The sequence below is a fragment of the Aeromonas sp. R9-2 genome (assembly GCF_040908025.1).
GTDB classification, from domain to species: domain Bacteria; phylum Pseudomonadota; class Gammaproteobacteria; order Enterobacterales; family Aeromonadaceae; genus Aeromonas; species Aeromonas veronii.
The window spans coordinates 561,353-579,526 of sequence record NZ_JBFOCX010000024.1; the positions used below are offsets into that span (position 1 = coordinate 561,353).

Below are 18,174 nucleotides of genomic sequence, written 5' to 3' on the forward strand. Positions count from 1 at the left end.
CGTTGCTCGGGTAACCGGTGACGATTACTCGTCGCCCGCTTCCCCAGCATCGACCGCATCAGTGCCGGTCGCGGTATCGGTACCTTCAGATACCTCACCGTCAACGGCCAGCGCCTCGTTCTCGTCTTCGTCGCTCTCGGCGATGCGCTGCAGACCGACTACGGTCTCGTCTTCACCGGTACGGATCAGACGGACACCGCCGGTGTTACGGCCAATGACGCTCACCTCGGCAACACGGGTACGCACCAGGGTACCGCCGTTGGTGATCAGCATGATCTGGTCGGTATCTTCGACCTGGATCGCATCGATCACCTTGCCATTACGCTCATCCACCTTGATGGAGATAACGCCCTGGGTACCACGGCTCTTGGTCGGGTATTCGGCCAACGCAGTCCGCTTGCCGTAACCGTTCTCGGTGGCGGTGAGGATGGCACCTTCGCCGCGCGGAACGATGAGGGAAACCACCTTGTCACCGGCGCCCAGCTTGATGCCACGGACACCGGCGGCGGTACGACCCATGGGACGCACGCCCTTGAAGGTGCCCTTGCTTTCGGTACCTTCGCCGTTGTCGCTGCCATCATCGTCATTGCCGGCATCGTCGTCGGTTTCAACGTCATCGCTGACATCGGCATCGGCGCGACCGCTGCCTTCCGCGAAGCGAACGACTTTACCCGCATCGGAGAAGAGCATGATCTCGTTGCTGCCATCGGTGATATCCACCCCGATCAGCTCATCACCCTCTTTGAGGTTGATGGCACGAATACCGGAGGAGAGCGGACGGCTGAAGTCAGAGAGGCTGGTCTTCTTCACGGTACCGTTGGCGGTGGCGAAGAACACATACTTCTCGGCGTCATACTCCTTCACCGGCAGGATAGCGGTGATACGCTCACCCTCTTCCAGCGGCAGCAGGTTGATGATCGGACGACCACGGGCGCCACGGGAGGCTTCCGGCAGCTGGTAAACCTTGAGCCAGTAGACCTTGCCACGGGTGGAGAAGCACAGAATGGTGTCGTGGGTGTTGGCCACCAGCAGACGCTCCACAAAGTCCTCTTCCTTGATCCGGGTGGCCGACTTGCCACGACCACCACGGCGCTGGGCCTCGTAGTCGGAGAGCGGCTGATACTTCACATAACCCTGGTGAGACAGGGTAACCACCACATCTTCCGGGGTGATCAAATCTTCGATGTTGATCTCGGCACTGGACATGCTGATCTCGGTGCGACGCTCGTCACCATACTGCTCGCGCACGGCCAGCAGTTCATCGCGGATCACTTCCATCAGACGAGCCGGGCTCGCCAAGATGTGCAGCAACTCGGCAATCAGATCCAGAAGAGACTGGTACTCTTCCAGGATCTTCTCGTGCTCGAGGCCAGTCAGCTTGTGCAGACGCAGGTCAAGGATGGCCTGGGCTTGCTGTTCGGTCAGGAAGTATTGACCTTCACGGATACCGAACTCCGGCTCCAGCCACTCTGGCCGTGCCGCGTCGTCGCCCGCTTTTTCCAGCATGGCGGCCACGTTGCCGAGTTCCCAGCCCTTGGCAACCAGGCCCGCTTTCGCGTCGGCCGGGGTCGCGCTGTGGCGGATCAGCTCGATGATGGGATCAATGTTGGCCAGCGCAACCGCCAGACCTTCCAAAATGTGCGCCCGATCCCGCGCCTTGCGCAATTCGAACACGGTCCGGCGAGTCACCACTTCACGGCGGTGCAGCAGGAACGCATCCAGGATCTCTTTAAGGTTCATCACCTTGGGCTGGTTGTTATCGAGCGCCACCATGTTGATGCCGAACGTGGTCTGCATCTGGGTGTGCTTGTAGAGATTGTTCAGCACAATCTCGCCGGACTCGCCGCGCTTGATCTCGATAACGATGCGCATGCCGTCTTTGTCAGACTCATCGCGCAGGGCACTGATGCCCTCGATCTTCTTCTCTTTGACCAGCTCGGCGATCTTCTCGATCAGTCGAGCCTTGTTCACCTGATAGGGGATCTCGTGAACGATGATGGTCTCGCGACTGGTCTTCTCGTCCACTTCCACTTCAGCTTTGGCCCGCACATAGATGGAGCCACGACCGGTACGGTACGCCTGCACGATGCCGGAACGACCGTTGATAATGCCGCCGGTGGGGAAATCCGGGCCGGTGATGTAGGTCATCAGCTCGTCAATGGTGAGGTCGCCGTTTTCGATCAGCGCCAGGCAGCCATTGACAATCTCGGTGAGGTTGTGAGGCGGAATGTTGGTCGCCATGCCCACCGCGATACCGGAGGAACCGTTGACCAGCAGGTTGGGAACCTTGGTAGGCATGACCGCCGGGATCATCTCGGTGCCGTCATAGTTCGGCACCCAGTCCACGGTCTCTTTGTCCAGATCAGCCAGCAGCTCGTGGGAGATGCGGGCCATCCGCACTTCGGTATAACGCATCGCCGCGGCGCTGTCGCCGTCGACTGAACCGAAGTTGCCCTGACCATCGACCAGCATGTAACGCATGGAGAAATCCTGCGCCATCCGGACAATGGTGTCATACACAGCGATATCGCCGTGCGGGTGATATTTACCGATTACGTCACCGACCACACGGGCCGATTTTTTATAGGGCTTGTTCCAGTCGTTCCCCAACTCGTTCATAGCAAACAGAACGCGGCGGTGAACCGGTTTCAAGCCATCACGCACATCCGGCAGAGCTCGTCCTACGATCACGCTCATGGCGTAATCAAGATAGGAACTCTTGAGCTCTTCTTCGATGTTGACCGGCGTGATCTCTCTGGCCAGATCGCTCATAGAAAGCCTTATCCCTAATTAGTTGTTCTTTGGCTTAAACAGCGCGACATGGTAACACACTGAGCCAAATACCTTAAGCCACAAATCGGGTATCAGATCGGGCTGGTGTGACAAAGTCCGTCCGTTATAATGCCCGCCAGGACAATAGATTGCGCCCATGACTCAGAAGCGGGCGCCCTGCCACAGGATCTTCGAAAAATGAACAGTGATGCCAATGTCGATCTGACAGAAATCGCCAAGTTTGAAGCCATCGCCTCCCGCTGGTGGGACATGGAAGGTGAATTCAAACCCCTGCATCAAATCAATCCGGTACGCCTTGACTGGATCACCGACAAAAGTGGCGGTCTGTTTGGCAAGCGCATTCTCGATATCGGATGTGGTGGCGGCATTCTCTCCGAAAGCATGGCCCGCCGTGGTGCCAAGGTCACCGGCATCGACATGGGCAAGGAACCCCTCGGCGTCGCCCGCCTGCACGCCCTTGAGCAGGGTGTTGAGCTCGAATATCGCCAGATCACCGCCGAAGCCCATGCCGCCGAAGTGCCAGGCCAGTATGACGTAGTCACCTGCATGGAGATGCTGGAGCATGTGCCGGACCCCGCCTCCGTGCTGCGCGCCATCGCTACCCTGGTGCGCCCGGGCGGCCGGGTGTTCGTCTCCACCATCAACCGCAACCCCAAATCCTATCTGATGATGATCATCGGGGCCGAATACCTGATGAAGATGGTGCCCAAGGGTACCCACGATCACAAAAAATTCATCACCCCGGCCGAACTGTGTCGCATGGGTGAAGCGGCGGGCCTACTGGTTCGGGACATGAGCGGCGTCCACTACGCCCCCCTCACCAACCAGTTCAAGCTCGGCAAGAATGTCGACGTCAACTATATGGTGGAGTTTGTCCGCCCGGAGCAAGGTTGATGAGCGCCTCTCACCCTCTGCCCCTGCGCGGTGTGCTGTTCGATCTGGACGGCACCCTGCTCGACACCGCCCCGGATCTGGGTGCCGCCGTCAACCATGTACTGATCAGCGAAGGCTTTGCGCCGCTCTCTGACGATATTATTCGTCAGACCACCTCTCACGGAGCGCTCGGGCTGCTGAAAGCGGGCCTCGGCGACGAACTGCTTGAAGAGCTGGGGGCCACCCGCCTGCGCAATGCCCTGCTCGACTACTACGCGGCCAATCTCTGCGTCGGTACCCGCCCCTATGAGGGAATGGTGGACCTTATCGAGTGGCTCGACGAGAAACAGCTCCCCTGGGGTATCGTCACCAACAAGCCGGGCTTTCTCACCGAGCCACTGCTGGCAGCCCTGCCAGAGCTTGCCAGCTGCGGCGTGACGGTCAGTGCCGATACCCTGCCGGTGCGCAAGCCCGACCCCGCCCCCATGTTCTTTGCTTGTGAGAAGCTGGGGGTCGAAGCAGCTCACTGCCTCTATGTGGGGGATCATGTGCGGGACATCGAAGCGGGCCGCAATGCTGGCATGCGTACGGCCGTCGCTGGCTGGGGCTATCTCAATGATGAGGAAGATCCCGCCCAGTGGGGCGCCGATCTGCAATTCGACACCGTGCAGGCCCTGCACCACTGGCTGCGCTATGAGTTGACGGCCAAAGCGTAACGCGCAGCCTTACCGGCTGATATGCGATAACGGGGCGAAGAAACTCTCCGCCCCTTGCATCTTTCCTTTACGCTCCTGCGTCCTGCGCCACCATTACTCGTCTATTCATGGATAATAAAGGCAGCTTTCTGCCTGTTGGATACCCATTTGACAAGCTCGCAGCCGTCACAAAGCGGCCACAAACCACCGTCATCTGATGCAAAGCCCTTGCCACGCTGAGCCCGCGGCTACGACAACTGGACAGCTTTTGACCCTTGTTGCATAAGGGATAATCAGCCGCCGTTTGCTAGTAAAAAGCCCCCCGTTTCGCAAGCAAAAAAAGTTATTTAAATTTTCCATCTTCGATCAGGAGACTTGCATTTAGCGGAGCGGACGAATGAAAACCCGCTCACTGTGAGCGGTCACTAACTGATGGGGCAAGACTCACAATTTATCCACAGCTCGTCACTTATCCACACATTGCAATGGCGGGCTGACCTCACTATCTTGTAGCTCGAACTTAAAATAACACTACATCTTGTGATTCATCGCACAATCTCTACCCAACTCCCGCACACCGCCGGAGCCTGAGTAGCGCCATTGTGCGATGGTTTTTCGGGAATCAACTGAAGGTCATCAGCCAATGAACTTGTTTGTGACGAAGCGTAACGGACACAAAGAACCCATCGATCTGGATAAAATTCACCGCGTGCTGGACTGGGCCGCCGAAGGGCTCGACAACGTGTCGGTCTCCCAGGTAGAGCTCAAATCCCACATCCAGTTCTATGACGGTATCCGTACCGCCGACATTCACGAAACCATCATCAAGGCAACGGCTGACCTCATCTCCGAGCAGACCCCGGACTACCAGTACATGGCAGCCCGTCTGGCCATCTTCCACCTGCGCAAGAAGGCCTACGGCCAGTTCGAACCGCCCCACCTCTACCAGCACGTGGCTCGTCTGGTGGACATGGGCAAGTACGACAAGCACCTGCTGGAAGACTACACCCAGGCCGAATTCGAAGAGCTGAACACCCATCTGGATCACTGGCGCGACATGGATTTCTCCTACGCGGCAGTCAAACAGCTGGAAGGCAAATATCTGGTCCAGAACCGCGTCACCGGTGAGATCTACGAGAGTCCGCAGTTCCTCTACATCTTGGTAGCGGCCTGCCTCTTCTCCAAGTATCCGAAAGATACCCGTCTGGACTACATCAAGCGCTTCTATGACGCGGTATCGACCTTCAAGATCTCCCTGCCGACCCCGATCATGAGCGGCGTGCGCACCCCGACCCGTCAGTTCAGCTCCTGCGTACTGATCGAATGCGACGACAGCCTGGACTCCATCAACGCCACCGCCAGCTCCATCGTGCGTTACGTTTCCCAGCGCGCCGGTATCGGCATCAACGCGGGGCGCATCCGCGGTCTGGGCAGCCCCATCCGTGGCGGCGAAGCGTTCCACACCGGTTGCATCCCCTTCTACAAATACTTCCAGACTGCCGTGAAGTGCTGCTCCCAGGGCGGCGTGCGCGGCGGTGCGGCCACTCTCTTCTACCCGCTGTGGCACACTGAAGTGGAAAGCCTGCTGGTACTGAAGAACAACCGCGGCGTGGAAGAGAACCGTGTTCGTCACATGGACTACGGCGTGCAGATCAACAAGCTGATGTACCAGCGCCTCATCAAGGGCGGTGACATCACACTGTTCTCCCCGTCCGATGCACCGGGTCTGTACGATGCCTTCTTCGCCGATCAGGACAAGTTCGAAGAGCTCTACGTCAAGTACGAGCAGGATCCGGCCATTCGCAAGAAGACCCTGAAAGCGGTAGACCTCTTCTCCCTGATGATGCAAGAGCGTGCCGGTACCGGTCGCATCTACATCCAGAACGTGGATCACTGCAACACCCACAGCCCGTTCGACCCGAGCGTGGCGCCGGTACGCCAGTCCAACCTCTGCCTCGAGATTGCGCTGCCGACCAAGCCGCTCAACAACATCGACGACGAGAGTGGCGAGATCGCCCTGTGCACCCTCTCCGCCTTCAACCTCGGTGCCATCGAGAAGCTGGAAGATCTGGAAGAGATGGCCGATCTGGCCGTGCGTGCCCTCGATGCCCTGCTCGACTATCAGGACTACCCGATTGCCGCCGCCAAGAAGGGCAGCATGGGTCGTCGCACCCTGGGGATCGGCGTCATCAACTACGCCTACTACCTGGCCAAAAACGGTGCCCGTTACTCCGACGGCTCCGGTCTGGCGCTGACTCACCGCACCTTCGAGGCCATCCAGTACTACCTGCTGAAAGCCTCCGTGCAGCTGGCCCGCGAGTTCGGCCCCTGCCCGCTGTTTGGCGAGACCACCTATGCCCAGGGCATCCTGCCCATCGACACCTACAAGAAGGATCTGGATGCGCTGTGCAACGAGCCGCTGCATCTGGATTGGGAAAGTCTGCGTGAAGAGATCAAGTCCGTGGGCTTGCGCAACTCAACCCTGACCGCCCTGATGCCGAGCGAGACCTCCAGCCAGATCTCCAACGCCACCAACGGCATCGAGCCGCCACGCGGTCTGGTGTCGGTCAAGGCCTCCAAAGACGGCATTCTCAAACAGGTGGTGCCCGAGTATGATCGCCTGAAAGATCAATACGAATTGCTCTGGAAGCAACCGAGCGTTGACGGCTACCTGCAGCTGGTCGGGATCATGCAGAAGTTTGTGGATCAGGCGATCTCCGCCAACACCAACTACGACCCTGCCCGTTTCGAAGGCAACAAGGTCCCGATGAAACAGCTGCTCAAGGACTTGCTGACCGCCTACAAATACGGCCTCAAGACCCTGTACTATCACAACACCCGTGATGGTGCAGACGATGCCCAGACCGATCTGCAAGATGACGGTTGCGCTGGCGGGGCTTGCAAAATCTAAGTCACGGCAAGAACTGATAACCGGGCGGGAGCATGAAGCTCCCGCTCTCCTGTTTTCTCTATTCACATATTCTGGTAACCATGGCCTATTCAACTTTCTGCCAAACCCAAAACGACCAGCTCAAAGAGCCGATGTTTTTTGGCCAATCGGTCAACGTAGCCCGTTATGATCAACAAAAGCACGAAGTGTTCGAGCGGCTGATCGAGAAGCAGCTCTCCTTCTTCTGGCGCCCGGAAGAGGTGGATGTCTCCCGTGATCGCATCGACTATCAGGCCCTGCCGCCCCACGAGCAGCACATCTTCATCTCTAACCTGAAGTACCAGACCCTGCTGGACTCCATTCAGGGTCGCAGCCCCAACGTGGCCCTGCTGCCGCTGGTCTCCATTCCGGAGCTGGAAACCTGGATTGAGACCTGGGCGTTCTCGGAGACCATCCACTCTCGCTCCTACACCCATATCATCCGCAATATCGTCAACACCCCCGCCCAGGTGTTCGACGACATCGTGACCAATGAGCAGATCTTGAAGCGCGCCGGCTCCATCAGCCACTTCTACGACGACCTGATCGAAGCGACCGCCCTCTACAACCTGCATGGTGAAGGGACCCACACCGTCGCGGGCCGCGAGGTGACCATCACCTTGCGCGAGCTCAAGAAGAAGCTCTATCTGTGCCTGATGAGTGTCAACGCGCTGGAAGCAATCCGCTTCTACGTCAGCTTCGCCTGCTCCTTTGCCTTCGCCGAGCGTGAACTGATGGAAGGCAACGCCAAGATCATCAAGATGATCGCCCGCGACGAAGCGCTGCATCTCACCGGCACCCAACACATGCTGAACCTGATGCGCACCGGCCAGGATGACCCGGAGATGGCCGAGATCGCCGCCGAGTGCGAACAGGCCTGCTTCGAGATCTTCAAGGAAGCGGCCATTCAGGAGAAAGAGTGGGCCGAGTACCTGTTCCAGGACGGCTCCATGATCGGCCTGAACAAGGACATCCTCTGCCAGTATGTGGAGTACATCACCAACCTGCGCATGAGCGCAGTCGGCCTGCAGCCAGCCTTTGCCGGCACCAAGCAAAACCCGATCCCCTGGATCAACACGTGGCTGTCATCCGATAACGTGCAGGTCGCCCCGCAAGAGGTAGAGGTCAGCTCCTATCTGGTCGGTCAGATCGACAGCGAAGTCAATGCCGATGACCTGGGTGATTTCGAGCTGTGAGTGACGCCACCAACACGCTGACCCCTGCCCCGCACGCACCTGCCGAACAGCATGCGGTCGTGGCACCACGGGTACATACCCGGGATGGTGCCGTGCTGCACGCCCATCCCGGCGAAAGCGTGTTGGAGACCCTGGAGCGCCACGGTCATCATGTGGAGTTCCAGTGTCGCAGCGGCTATTGCGGCGCCTGCCGCACTCCGCTGATGGCTGGCAAGGTGCACTATCCTGCGGTGCCCTTGGCATTTGTCGCCCAAGGGGAGTGCCTCCCCTGCTGCTGCAAACCGGTCGGCGCCATCCGGCTGGATATCCAGAAAAGCTGACGCAACCACCAGCTGCCACTCGCACAAAATAGAAAGCCGCCGGAGCAATCCGACGGCTTTTTTTGTCTCTTCACATTGCTCGGGCGCCCGATGACAGACGCCCACCCCCTCAGAGGATTACAACCAGGGGGCGGCAGTCGGCCCATGGTGCAGACCCAGCTTCCAGACCCGGCCAAAGTGCTTGTAGTGACCGGCCGCGACACCGGCCTTCTCACCCATACCGTGGTAGAGATCGAGGTGCCCCTTCTTCACCGCCCCGCCCACATCCAGCGCAATCAACAGCCGCAGCTGGTGCTTGCCGGTCCAGTTACCCTCTTTGTCGAGCAAGGGAACTTCAGCAAGGATCGGGGTACCCATCGGCAACAGGGTCTTGTCGGCAGCGACGGCCGCCAGCGGCAGCAGCGGGATACCGGCCGCGCCGATCACATCATTAGTAGGGCGGCGCTCGAAGAAGACATAGGAGGGGTTCTGCTCCACCAGCTCCTTGACGCTCTCCTCCGGTTGACGGTTGGCCCACTCCTTGATGGCCTTCATCGACATCTGCTCTTTGGGCACTTCACCGCGGTCGATCAGTACCCGACCGATACTCACGTAACCGTGGCCGTTCTTGCCGCTGTAGCCCAGATATTGCAGCCGATCGTCATCTCCGTAATGGACAAAGCCGGAGCCCTGCACATCCATCAGGAAGTTGTCGATAAGGGATTTGCTGTAACCCAGCTCCAGCCCGCGGTTGGCCAGGGCCCCCTGATGGATCTCGGCCCGGGTCGGACAGCGACCGCCACATTTGGGCATGGCATAGATGGGATATTTGTACTTGGCATCCGGGCGGTGGCGCACCTCCAGCACCGGCGAGTAGTAACCGGTAAAGAGCACGTTACCCATGCGATCAGCACCGCCCAACTGGGCCAGACTGATACCGTAACGGGTGATGTCGGCAGGATTGCCGCCGCCCGCGACCCAGCGGGAGAGCTGGTGATAGAGCTCGCCATAACGGCGGGTCATCTTGCCGGAGCGCTCCAATACCAGTCTGCTTTGCGGGCCAAACTTGCTGTAGTCGGCACGCGCACGGCTATTGACCCGCTCCACCCTCACCAGATCCTCTGGCAAGGTCCCGTCCAGATACTGCTTGCCCAGATTTTCCGGCACCTCGCAGTTAAGAAAGCATCTGTTGTCGGTCTGTTTTTTGGGCACTTCTGCTTTGTCAGAGTTGCCCGCACAACCGGCCAGTCCCAGCACTGCGGCGGTCAGCCAGTACGCGTGTTTGTTCATATGTCCTCATATAACGCCAAGAGCCATGCTCGGCGGGGAAGATGCCAAATTTGCAGGGGGAAAGCAAATGACATCAATCACTTGAAGCAGGATTTCTCCAAAGGGGATCCGCTGGGTTATAACAAGGTGACAGGATGTGCGAGGTGATGGATGGAACAGCTCGAAATCTTCCCGCTGCAGAGCCCCTGCATCGGGGTCTGCGAAGTGAACAACAAAGGCTACTGTAAGGGGTGCCTGCGCAATCGCGAAGAGCGTTTCAACTGGCTCACCATGACCCCTGCCCAGCAACAAGAGGTGATGCGCCTGTGCCGGGATCGCAAACGCCGGGTCGAGGCTGCGCGGCGCAAGGCTCGCGAAGGCGATCAACCCGAACCAATACCGCAATCTGGCTGGGATTTCTGACCCGCTCCTAACATCCCTGCAAGCCATATTCCTGCGCTCACAAGACACGACCTATCCCGAATATAAAAATGCCGCCCGATCTTTCGACCGAACGGCATTGTCATTGTGATGCGCGTTATGAGCGCGGCAGATCAACCAAACAGATGGTGGCTGACGATGAACAGGCCGCCGGAGAGCAACATGGTCAGCGGCAGGGTCAGCACCCAGGCCATCAGGATGGTCTTGATGGTCTGGCTCTGCAGGCCGGATTTGTTGGCTACCATGGTCCCCGCCACCGCAGAAGAGAGGATGTGGGTGGTGGACACTGGCATACCGGTCAGACTAGCGACCCCGATGGAGGTTGCTGCCGTGATCTGGGCCGCAATGCCCTGGCTGTAGGTCATGCCGGTGGTGCCGATCTTCTCGCCCACGGTATGAACGATACGACGCCAGCCCACCATGGTGCCGCAACCCAGCGCCAGCGCGATGGAAACGATCACCCAAGTCGGTGCGTATTCAGCGGTCGCGGTCAGATCCTTGCGCCATTTGGCCAGATCGGTCAGCTCCTTGGCGGGCAGCGGCAGCTTGGCAGCCTTGCGGGCGGTGTCATCGATACAGAGCAGCAGACGACGCACTTCGCGGCGGTCGGTCAGGCTCATCTGGTCATAAGTACGCACGGCACCCAGACGGGCATCCAGGGTGGCCATCGCCTGCAGCACGCCATCGGCGGAGCAGTGGGTCATCAGCTCTTCCTGAGCCGTTGCCGGTGCAGAGAAGTTGATAACGCCAGAGAGAGCGGACTGGTTGCGCTGGTAGATCTCCATGATGCGCTGGTTGGCATCCTGGGTCCGGTCCAGATCATAGGCACGGCTGTTCATGTCCAGTGCGAAATAGGCAGGCGCCATACAGATCAGCACCAGCATCACCAGACCGATACCCTTCTGGCCATCGTTGGAGCCGTGCACGAAGCTGACGCCCATGGCCGAGGCCACTAGGGTCAGACGCGCCCAGAACGGCGGGTGTTTCTTGCCATCCACCAGCTGGCGCTCTTCCGGCGTTTTGTGGATCTTGTTGCTGGTCCAGATGCGCTTCATCGCCAGCAGCAGCAGCGCCGCGATGATGAAGCCGATGGTGGGAGAGATGATGAGGGAAAGCATGATGTCGATTGCTTTGCCCACGTTAATCCCTTCTGTCACCGGTTTATGGGTGATCCAGGCATAGGCACCGCCTACCCCCAGAATGGAACCGATCAAGGTATGTGAACTGGAGGCCGGGATCCCGAAGAACCAGGTGCCCAGGTTCCACACGATGGCGGAAAACAACAAGGAGAAGACCATGATCAACCCTTGGGTGGAGTCCATCCCAAGCAGCAGGTCGATGGGCAGCAGATGGACAATGGCATAGGCCACACCCAGACCGCCGAACATGACGCCAAAAAAGTTGAAGATCCCCGATGCAACGACCGCCAGGTGAGCTGGCATCGCCTTGGTATAGATAACCGTTGCTACCGCGTTGGCGGTATCGTGAAAGCCGTTGATAAATTCATAGGCAAGCACAAAAAAAACGGCCAATACCAAACCGATTGACCACCACAAACCCAAACCACTAAACATTTCAAACATAAAAAAAAGCCTGTTTATGAGTTGCGGCGGATTATGCCAGATGGCGGCCAACACCATAGCCACCATTGAAATATTTCAGCCATAAAAAAAAAGAGCTTTTTGGAAAAAAATATCCTAGAGCCAGTCTTCATGCGGCTTGCCATCGATTAATTAAAGCCACCAATGATTGCGGGAAAGGGCAAAAATAGCTGACAATTAAGCCAATAATTTCATTTTTATGACGCTTTTATGACAGAAAAAAGGGCGAAAGTGGTGATAAAACGTCCCTACCCCGCCAATCTCATCCGACCAGCACCATCAACCCCATATCCGTTTGATTCCAGATGCAAAAAGGGAGCACCTTGTGCTCCCTTGAATCGTTGCCGTGTTGCCAGTTATCAGTCCTGATTGATGCGACTGGCAACGGCGCCCTGCTGGCTCTTGTACTTGGCATTTTCCCGCTTGTTGTAGGGACGGGCCGCGACGCCCGAGAGCATCTCGAAGTTCAAGGCGCCGATCTTCATCTTCGGACGCAACGCCAGCGGCAGTTTGCCGCCGTTGTAGAACTCCAGCACGATACGACCGGACCAACCCGGATCGATCCGGTGCGCGGTCACGTGCACCATCAGACCCAGGCGCGCCAGTGAAGAGCGGCCATCCAGCCAGCCAACGATATCGGCAGGCAAGGTGACGGACTCGTAGGTCACCGCCAGCGCTAGCTGACCCGGGTGCAGGTAGAAGGCTTCACCATCGGGGATGTGGATCTCGTCACTCATAACCCGATCGATGGCATCGGCCATCTCGCTGCTCGGGCCGCTCAGGTCGATATAGGGCGCGGTATGATCGCGAAACACCCGAAACTCGTTACCCAGCAGCACATCGACACTGACACCACTGATCCGCTCTACCCCGGGCCGTGGCTCAATGACGATCTTGCCTTCATCCAGATGGCGTTCAATATCGGTATCACACAGACGCATTGGGCGACTCTCCTGACAAATTGTGCTTTTAAAAAAGCCGGGCATCACCCGGCTTGTTTCATCTTAACCGATCAACATGTGGCGGATACGCGCCTTGAGCATGTCGATGGCGATGCGGTTCTTGCCACCACGGGGCACGATCACATCGGCATACTGTTTGGACGGCTCGATAAACTGCAGGAACATCGGACGTACCGTCTTCTGGTACTGCTTGAGCACGGAATCCATAGTCCGGCCACGCTCCTGCACATCACGCACCAGACGGCGAAGCAGACAGATGTCGAGCGGGGTATCCATAAAGATGGAGGCATCCATCAGATCCCGCAGACGGCTGTCGGTCAGCAGCAGGATCCCTTCCAGAATGATCACTCGGCGCGGCGCAAACGGGGTCACTTCGCTCATCCGGGTGTGTTCGGTGTAGGAGTACTGGGGAATGGCAACCGCGTCACCTTTGACCAGCTGGCTAAGGTGCTGTACCAGCAGGTCGTGATCCAGCGCGTTGGGGTGGTCATAGTTGGTCTTGACCCGCTCTTCCATGGTCAGGTGGGTCTGATCACGGTAGTAGCAATCTTCGGTGATCACACCAATCTGACCTGCGCCCAGTTCGGCCACCAGCTCTTCATAAATGGTCTGGGCTATAAGACTTTTGCCAGACGCAGATGCGCCCGCAATACCGATGATCACACACGAATGTTGAGTATCAGACATGACAAATACCTAAAAGAGAAGAGCAGTGGGGATGGTTTAAACCGATCCATTATATAAAAAAGGGTGGGTCATGCCCACCCTCAATTCCCTTTCAAGTGACCGACCGCCGATTATTCATCCAGCGCCATGGCATAAAGGGGGGTCGCAATCGGTTTTGCGCTGAAAAAGAGTTCAGCCCCTACCCTACGCGCCAGCTTCAAATAGGCCTGAGCCAGGCTTCCTTCCGGTGCGCCGAACACCGTCGGGCAGCCATCATCCATGTGTTGGCGGATGTCGATGTGCAGCGGCAGCTGGCCAAGCAGCGCCACTTGATACTGCTCTGCCATCTTCTGGCCGCCACCGGTACCAAACAGCGGTTCATGGTGACCGCAGGCGCTGCAGACGTGGTAACTCATGTTCTCGATGATGCCAAGCACCGGCACATCGACCTTGTTGAACATGGCGATCCCCTTGCGGGCATCGGCCAACGCCACATCTTGCGGGGTGGTGACGATCACCGCCGCCGACGTCGGCACCTGCTGGGCCATGGTGAGCTGGATATCGCCAGTGCCCGGCGGCATGTCTACCACCAGATAATCCACCTCGCCCCAGCGGGTCTCATGAAGGATCTGCGCCAGCGCCTTGCTCGCCATCGGGCCACGCCAGATGGTGGCATCCTGCTCGGAGACCAGATAGCCGATACTGTTGCTCTTGAGACCGCAGGCCATCACCGGCTCCATCAGCTTGCCGTCATGGCTGACCGGGCGCTCTTTGAGGGTGCCCATCATGGTGGGAATGGAAGGGCCATAGATATCGGCATCGAGAATGGCGACCCGCGCCCCCTCTTTTTGCAGCGCCAGCGCAAGATTGACCGCGGTGGTGGATTTGCCCACCCCCCCCTTGCCGGAGGCGACCACGATAATGTTGCGAATGCCCTGCACGGCATTGAGGCCCTGCGCCCTTGGCATGCTGGCGACGTCAATCTCCAGTGCCCAGTCGATACGGGAGGCACCGGTGGCGCTGCGCAGTCTGGCATCGTAGTTCTCTTTGAGCTGATCGAGCAGCGAGAGACCGGCAAACGGCAAGACCAGCCGGATAGTAAGCCCCTGACCCTGATTGATGATCTCGCGAACGAATCCGGCATCCACCAGATCCTTGTGCCAGCCTGCTGGCTTAAATTCGGCGAGGATCTGTTTTACTGAATCAATCACCATTAACTCCTCATTATCTTGTCATTATCTTGAGGTGAACGGTTACCGCACACAAATCAGTGGCTTGCCTGCCATCGTAACAGCAGGTGCTGCCAAGGTTGGCACAGCCACAACCCTAGGCAGGCTACCCCCAATTCGGGTAACATGCACGGCACTCTATCATCCCAACAAGCACATCAAGAACGTAATATGGCAACTGATCCTCGTAAAATGCTGGTAACCTGCGCCCTCCCCTATGCCAATGGCTCCATCCATCTTGGCCACATGCTGGAACATATCCAGGCCGATATCTGGGTTCGTTATCAGCGAATGCGCGGTCATCAGGTGCACTTCATCTGTGCCGATGATGCCCACGGCACCCCGATCATGCTCAAGGCGCAACAGATGGGGATCACCCCGGAAGAGATGATTGCCGCTGTCTCCAAGGAGCACCAGGCCGATTTCGCCGGGTTCAACATCAGCTTTGACAACTATCACTCCACTCACAGCGACGAGAACCGCGAGCTGGCGGAGCTGATCTATGGCCGCCTGAAAAATGGTGGCTTTATCAAGAGCCGCACCATCTCCCAGCTGTTCGATCCGGAAAAATCCATGTTCCTGCCGGACCGTTTCGTCAAGGGTACCTGCCCCAAGTGCAAGTCTCCGGAGCAGTATGGCGACAACTGCGACAGCTGCGGCGCCACCTACAGCCCGACTGAGCTTATCGATCCGAAATCTGCCGTCTCCGGCGCGACTCCGGTAATGAAGGACTCTGAGCACTTCTTCTTCGACCTGCCGCAGTTTGAAAAATGGCTCTCTGAGTGGGTGCGTGGCTCCGGCGCCATTCAGGAAGAGATGGCCAACAAGATGCAGGAGTGGTTCGAGAGCGGCCTGCAGCAGTGGGACATCACCCGTGATGCCCCCTACTTCGGGTTCGAAATTCCCGGCGCGCCGGGCAAGTACTTCTACGTCTGGCTCGATGCCCCCATCGGTTACATGGCTTCCTTCAAGAACCTGTGCAACAAGCGTGGCGATATCGACTTTGACAGCTACTGGAAAGCGGACTCCGACGCCGAGCTCTATCACTTCATCGGCAAGGACATCGCCTACTTCCACTGCCTGTTCTGGCCGTCCATGCTGGAAGGTGCCAACTTCCGCAAGCCGACCAAGGTCAACGTGCACGGCTATGTGACCGTCAACGGCGCCAAGATGTCCAAATCCAAGGGCACCTTTATCAAGGCATCCACCTACCTGAACCACCTGGATCCGGAGTGCCTGCGTTACTACTACGCCGCCAAGCTCAACAGCCGCATCGACGATCTGGACCTGAACCTCGAAGATTTCGTGCAGCGTGTCAACGCCGACGTGGTCAACAAGCTGGTCAACCTCGCCTCCCGCAACGCCGGCTTTATTGCCAAGCGCTTTGGCGGCAAGCTGGCAGCAACCTGCGCTGAGCCCGAACTCTACGCCGAATTCGCCAACGCCCGTACCGCTATTGCGGAAGCCTATGAGAGCCGCGAGTTCAGCCGCGCCATCCGCGAGATCATGGCGCTGGCCGACAAGGCCAACCGCTACGTGGACGACAAGGCTCCCTGGGTTATCGCCAAGCAGGAAGGGGCTGACGCCGAGCTGCAGGCGGTCTGCTCTGTTGGCATCAACCTGTTCCGCGTGCTGATGGCCTACCTCAAGCCCGTCATGCCGCTGCTGGCCGAACGTGCCGAAGCCTTCCTGGCCGAAACCCTCAGCTGGGATGGCATCGAGATGCCGCTGGTCGATCACACCGTTGCACCGTTCAAGGCCCTCTTCTCCCGCATCGAGCCGGCGAAGATTGAAGCCATGATCGAGGCATCCAAGGAAGACCTGGCCAAGGAGCTGGCACCGAAAGTGACCGGCCCGCTGGCTGATGACCCCATCAGCGAAACCATCACCTATGACGACTTTGCCAAGATTGACCTGCGCGTAGCGCTGATCAAGAAGGCCGAAGCGGTACCGGAAGCCGAGAAGCTGCTCAAGCTACAACTGGATATCGGCGGCGAGACCCGTCAGGTGTTTGCCGGTATCAAGTCCGCCTACAACCCGGAAGATCTGGAAGGCAAGCTGACCGTGATGGTGGCCAACCTGGCGCCGCGCAAAATGCGTTTCGGCATGTCCGAAGGCATGGTGCTGGCCGCAGGCCCGGGCGGCAAGGATCTCTGGATCCTGGAGCCACAGGAAGGCGCCCAGCCAGGGATGCGCGTCAAGTAAGCACATCGCTGACTGCGATCACAGTCAGATAGAGAAGAGAGGCCAAACGGCCTCTCTTTTTTGTCTCGCATTTGTGGCTTGGAGAGTTTTTGTAGATGCTGGTCGCGGATGACTTTCGCAGATTGCGGCCTTGGGGCTATCCACCGCTTGACTTGGTGGGCGATACATTTTGTTCTGAATACCTGACCAGCCGACTTGGCATGTCATTCATGTTGTGGCCTGCCAGCATCGTCAGTTTGAGCGCCACCAGCTCCGCCTGCTGGCAGTCCAGTTGACGCAAACGGGCGGTGATCTTCCCCTTCAACTGCTGCCGCAGTTTCGCCTGCTTGTGGGTGTTCCCCTGCTCGGCTCGCAACCTCCGCCGCCATTGCCGCCAATCCTGCAACTGGCCAAGTCGCTCCTGCCAGTGAGTCAGGGTGATCAACCAGCCGGGATCCCCACTCCCCAGATCCAGCAACAGTTCCACGCCATAACGGGCCTGCTTGATCTCGAGGCGCAGCCGATGCCAGCGGCGCAACTGTTGCTGACGGGAGCTGGCAGATTTCCCAACGCAGGGAATAGGTTCATCGAGAGCGCTCTGCGCCTCATCAAGGCACAGGGCCAGATGCTGCTGATAGAGGAACGCCAATGCCCGCGCATCCTGCACCTGCACCACCGCCGCGAGCCAGCGGGCCAGTCGCCGTGACAACAGGGGTACGCGACAGGCAGATTTGTGAGTATTGCCCGTGCTGTCAGGCGGCTTGCCAAAACGCTCGGCGTAGACCTGAGCATCCCGCAGCGCCGAAAGCCGCCCGACCGAGCGCAGCAGACGCCGCTCCAGCTCGGGATGATAGGTGAGTGGTCGCCACAGGGCGAGCAGCGCCAGCAAGCGGCGCGCTGCGATACGATAGCCATGCACGGCCGGTTCGCTGGCCTCTTCGCGCACCGCCCGCGCCACCTCCTGATAACGGGCGACCCAGCTTGTTGCCTGAGTCAGCAACAGACTTTCCTTGTCAGCGTCCATCTCGTCTCCGCCC

At 58.5% G+C, this 18,174-nt stretch carries 14 protein-coding genes; 7 read left to right on the plus strand and 7 right to left on the minus strand.

The annotated features are described in order from the left end of the window. Positions 1-24: 24 nt before the first annotated feature. Positions 25-2,772 carry a DNA topoisomerase (ATP-hydrolyzing) subunit A gene (gene gyrA, locus AB5Y71_RS11635; RefSeq protein ID WP_307894915.1) on the minus strand — a complete coding sequence of 916 codons (2,748 nt, stop codon included), beginning with the start codon at positions 2,770-2,772 and terminating at the stop codon, positions 25-27. A 198-nt stretch (positions 2,773-2,970) separates the two neighbouring features. Between gyrA and ubiG the strand changes: the two genes are divergently transcribed. The 5 genes from ubiG to yfaE all read left to right on the plus strand — a co-directional run bounded on the left by ubiG (position 2,971) and on the right by yfaE (position 8,806). Continuing rightward, positions 2,971-3,687, plus strand: coding sequence for a bifunctional 2-polyprenyl-6-hydroxyphenol methylase/3-demethylubiquinol 3-O-methyltransferase UbiG (gene ubiG, locus AB5Y71_RS11640; protein WP_100645821.1), 717 nt, complete (start codon positions 2,971-2,973; stop codon positions 3,685-3,687). After that, on the plus strand, positions 3,687-4,382 hold the full coding sequence (locus tag AB5Y71_RS11645) for an HAD family hydrolase (protein WP_103252038.1): 696 nt from the start codon (positions 3,687-3,689) through the stop codon (positions 4,380-4,382). Before ubiG ends, AB5Y71_RS11645 begins: the two co-directional genes overlap by 1 nt. A 622-nt stretch (positions 4,383-5,004) precedes the next feature. Next, entirely contained in the window at positions 5,005-7,272 is a 2,268-nt protein-coding gene (nrdA, locus tag AB5Y71_RS11650) for a class 1a ribonucleoside-diphosphate reductase subunit alpha (protein WP_005352124.1), read from the plus strand. 80 nt (positions 7,273-7,352) lie between these two features. After that, the gene (gene nrdB / locus AB5Y71_RS11655; RefSeq protein ID WP_005336708.1) at positions 7,353-8,486 is read left to right on the plus strand and encodes a class Ia ribonucleoside-diphosphate reductase subunit beta; all 1,134 of its coding nucleotides are present in this window, start codon (positions 7,353-7,355) and stop codon (positions 8,484-8,486) included. After that, positions 8,483-8,806, plus strand: a complete 324-nt coding sequence (yfaE, locus tag AB5Y71_RS11660) for a class I ribonucleotide reductase maintenance protein YfaE (protein ID WP_005345363.1) — start codon at positions 8,483-8,485, stop codon at positions 8,804-8,806. The genes nrdB and yfaE overlap by 4 nt, the downstream gene beginning before the upstream one ends. Positions 8,807-8,923: 117 nt before the next feature. Here yfaE and mltA read toward each other — a convergent pair whose 3' ends face one another. After that, positions 8,924-10,075 (minus strand): murein transglycosylase A, encoded by a 1,152-nt coding sequence (mltA, locus tag AB5Y71_RS11665; protein ID WP_019445143.1) that lies wholly within the window; start codon positions 10,073-10,075, stop codon positions 8,924-8,926. Positions 10,076-10,225: 150 nt separating this feature from the next. Here mltA and AB5Y71_RS11670 point away from each other — a divergent pair, with 150 nt between their 5' ends. After that, complete coding sequence (locus AB5Y71_RS11670) at positions 10,226-10,477, plus strand: DUF1289 domain-containing protein (RefSeq protein WP_005336715.1); 252 nt, start codon at positions 10,226-10,228, stop codon at positions 10,475-10,477. Between the two features lie 131 nt (positions 10,478-10,608). On the opposite strand, the gene AB5Y71_RS11675 is transcribed toward AB5Y71_RS11670, so the two are convergent. The 4 genes from AB5Y71_RS11675 to apbC all read right to left on the minus strand — a co-directional run bounded on the left by AB5Y71_RS11675 (position 10,609) and on the right by apbC (position 14,938). Further along, a complete protein-coding gene (locus tag AB5Y71_RS11675; RefSeq protein WP_005336717.1) occupies positions 10,609-12,078 on the minus strand; it encodes an inorganic phosphate transporter in 1,470 nt (489 codons plus the stop codon). A 377-nt stretch (positions 12,079-12,455) separates the two neighbouring features. Further along, positions 12,456-13,037, minus strand: a complete 582-nt coding sequence (dcd, locus tag AB5Y71_RS11680) for a dCTP deaminase (protein WP_005336719.1) — start codon at positions 13,035-13,037, stop codon at positions 12,456-12,458. A gap of 63 nt (positions 13,038-13,100) precedes the next feature. Further along, entirely contained in the window at positions 13,101-13,745 is a 645-nt protein-coding gene (udk, locus tag AB5Y71_RS11685; protein ID WP_005345570.1) for a uridine kinase, read from the minus strand. A gap of 110 nt (positions 13,746-13,855) precedes the next feature. After that, positions 13,856-14,938 (minus strand): iron-sulfur cluster carrier protein ApbC, encoded by a 1,083-nt coding sequence (gene apbC / locus AB5Y71_RS11690; protein ID WP_368171626.1) that lies wholly within the window; start codon positions 14,936-14,938, stop codon positions 13,856-13,858. Between the two features lie 186 nt (positions 14,939-15,124). Between apbC and metG the strand changes: the two genes are divergently transcribed. Continuing rightward, positions 15,125-17,158: a methionine--tRNA ligase gene (metG, locus tag AB5Y71_RS11695; protein WP_368171627.1), complete on the plus strand. Its 2,034-nt coding sequence runs from the start codon at positions 15,125-15,127 to the stop codon at positions 17,156-17,158. A gap of 136 nt (positions 17,159-17,294) precedes the next feature. On the opposite strand, the gene AB5Y71_RS11700 is transcribed toward metG, so the two are convergent. After that, entirely contained in the window at positions 17,295-18,161 is an 867-nt protein-coding gene (locus AB5Y71_RS11700) for a CHAD domain-containing protein (protein WP_368171628.1), read from the minus strand. Between the last annotated feature and the right edge of the window lie 13 nt (positions 18,162-18,174).

Excerpts from the sequence above, each read along its gene's own strand:
- gyrA (WP_307894915.1), bottom strand. The coding sequence starts at position 2,772 with ATGAGCGATCTGGCCAGAGAGATCACGCCGGTCAACATCGAAGAAGAG.
- ubiG (WP_100645821.1), top strand. The coding sequence starts at position 2,971 with ATGAACAGTGATGCCAATGTCGATCTGACAGAAATCGCCAAGTTTGAA.
- AB5Y71_RS11645 (WP_103252038.1), top strand. The coding sequence starts at position 3,687 with ATGAGCGCCTCTCACCCTCTGCCCCTGCGCGGTGTGCTGTTCGATCTG.
- nrdA (WP_005352124.1), top strand. The coding sequence starts at position 5,005 with ATGAACTTGTTTGTGACGAAGCGTAACGGACACAAAGAACCCATCGAT.
- nrdB (WP_005336708.1), top strand. The coding sequence starts at position 7,353 with ATGGCCTATTCAACTTTCTGCCAAACCCAAAACGACCAGCTCAAAGAG.
- mltA (WP_019445143.1), bottom strand. The coding sequence starts at position 10,075 with ATGAACAAACACGCGTACTGGCTGACCGCCGCAGTGCTGGGACTGGCC.
- AB5Y71_RS11670 (WP_005336715.1), top strand. The coding sequence starts at position 10,226 with ATGGAACAGCTCGAAATCTTCCCGCTGCAGAGCCCCTGCATCGGGGTC.
- AB5Y71_RS11675 (WP_005336717.1), bottom strand. The coding sequence starts at position 12,078 with ATGTTTGAAATGTTTAGTGGTTTGGGTTTGTGGTGGTCAATCGGTTTG.
- dcd (WP_005336719.1), bottom strand. The coding sequence starts at position 13,037 with ATGCGTCTGTGTGATACCGATATTGAACGCCATCTGGATGAAGGCAAG.
- udk (WP_005345570.1), bottom strand. The coding sequence starts at position 13,745 with ATGTCTGATACTCAACATTCGTGTGTGATCATCGGTATTGCGGGCGCA.
- apbC (WP_368171626.1), bottom strand. The coding sequence starts at position 14,938 with ATGGTGATTGATTCAGTAAAACAGATCCTCGCCGAATTTAAGCCAGCA.
- metG (WP_368171627.1), top strand. The coding sequence starts at position 15,125 with ATGGCAACTGATCCTCGTAAAATGCTGGTAACCTGCGCCCTCCCCTAT.
- AB5Y71_RS11700 (WP_368171628.1), bottom strand. The coding sequence starts at position 18,161 with ATGGACGCTGACAAGGAAAGTCTGTTGCTGACTCAGGCAACAAGCTGG.